This window comes from Chromobacterium fluminis (assembly GCF_011602385.1).
GTDB classification, from domain to species: domain Bacteria; phylum Pseudomonadota; class Gammaproteobacteria; order Burkholderiales; family Chromobacteriaceae; genus Chromobacterium; species Chromobacterium fluminis.
Genome location: NZ_JAAOMA010000109.1, coordinates 1 through 1,522 on the forward strand (window position 1 = coordinate 1; position 1,522 = coordinate 1,522).

Here is a 1,522-nt window from a genome sequence, read left to right on the forward strand (position 1 = left end):
ACCACGCCGCCCACGGTGTGGATGGCCAGTTGCTGCACGCTGCCGGCCACCGGCGCGGTCAGCCGGGTCAGCGCCTGGCGTTGGCCGGTCTTTTTTTGGTCTTCGCCGTATTGGCGCATTTGTTCGCGCGCTTCGCGCAGTTTGTCGAGGGCCTCGCTGCGGAAGTTGGCTTGCAGCGCTTTGCGTTCTTGTTCTTGCCCGGCGATGGCGGCGTTGAGTTCTTGCAGCCGGCTTTGCTGGCTGGCCAGGTCGCCGGCTTGTTCGATGCGCGCTTGTTGTTTGTCCAGGTAGGCGTGCTTGGAGATGAAGTTCTTGGCCAGCAGGTCTTGGTAGTCGTGTTCGCGCGCGGCGGCGATGCGGCCGGTGGCTTGCAGTTTGCTCACTTGCTGACGGGTGGTGGCGTGTTCGGCCTGGCGTTGGCGCAGGGTGGCGCCCAGCGCTTCGAGCTTGGCCTGGTAGCCGCGCCATTGGCCCAGCGCCAGGCTTTCTTCGGCCAGTCGCTGGCTGTCGGCGACGCCGGGGGTGGCCGGCAGCTGCGGCAGCCGGCCGCTGTCCAGCGCGTTCAGCAGCGCCTGATAGCGCGCGGCGACCAGCGCGGCGGCGGCGTGGGCGTCGTCGGCCTTTTGTTTGTCGGCGCTGGCGCCGGTGGCGTCCAGTTCGATCAGCACTTGTCCGGCCTGGACTTGCTGGCCGTCGCGCACGTGGATGGCTTTGACCACGCTGGGTTCCAGCGGCTGCAGGATTTTGGTGCGGCCGCCGCTGACGGTCTTGCCGCCGGCGACGGCGACGATGTCGAGCTGGCCCAGCGCGGACCACAGCAGCGCGACGCCGAACAGCGCGCCGATCAGGCGCATGCTCCACATCGGCAGCGGGGACAGCGGGCTGTCGGTCAGTTCCAGGTGGGCGGGCAGGAAGGCCAGTTCGTCTTCGCGTCGCGGTTGCGGGTCCAGTTGATGGCGGATGGCCCAGTGCGCGGCAAAGGCCTGCCGGTAGCGCCGCGCGAAGTCGCGCAGCGCGTGCAGTTGGTGCTTCATGATGCGGGTTTATCCTTGTTGCAGGCTGTGCAGGCGGGCGTAGTAGCCGTCGGGCTGGCGGAGCAGGTCTTCGTGGCGGCCGCTTTCGACGATGCGGCCTTGGTCCATGGCGATGATGCGGCTAGCGCCGCGCACGGTGCTGAGGCGGTGGGCGATGATGAGCACGGTGCGGCCCTGGCAGATGGCGCGCATGTTTTGCATGATCGCGCGTTCGGATTCGTAGTCCAGCGCGCTGGTGGCTTCGTCCAGGATCAGGATGCGCGGATTGCTGATCAGCGCGCGGGCGATGGCGATGCGCTGGCGCTGGCCGCCGGACAGGCTGGCGCCGTGTTCGCCCACCATGGTGTCGTAGCCTTCGGCCTGTTCCATGATGAAGTCGTGGGCGCCGGCCAGTTTGGCGGCGTGGATCACGTGGTCCAGCGCCAGCCCGGGGTCGGCCAGCGCGATGTTGTCGCGGATGCTTTGGTTGAACAGCAGGTTTTCTTGCA

The 1,522-nt window shown here is 67.6% G+C and carries 2 protein-coding genes; both read right to left on the reverse strand.

Annotated elements, in window-relative coordinates:
• Positions 1–1,034 (reverse strand): HlyD family secretion protein (locus tag HA052_RS27040; protein WP_166454433.1); only part of this gene is annotated, 1,034 nt, incomplete at its 3' end.
• Positions 1,035–1,043: 9 nt separating this feature from the next.
• On the reverse strand, positions 1,044–1,522 hold a 479-nt coding region (locus HA052_RS27045), incomplete at its 5' end, for an ATP-binding cassette domain-containing protein (RefSeq protein ID WP_166454434.1).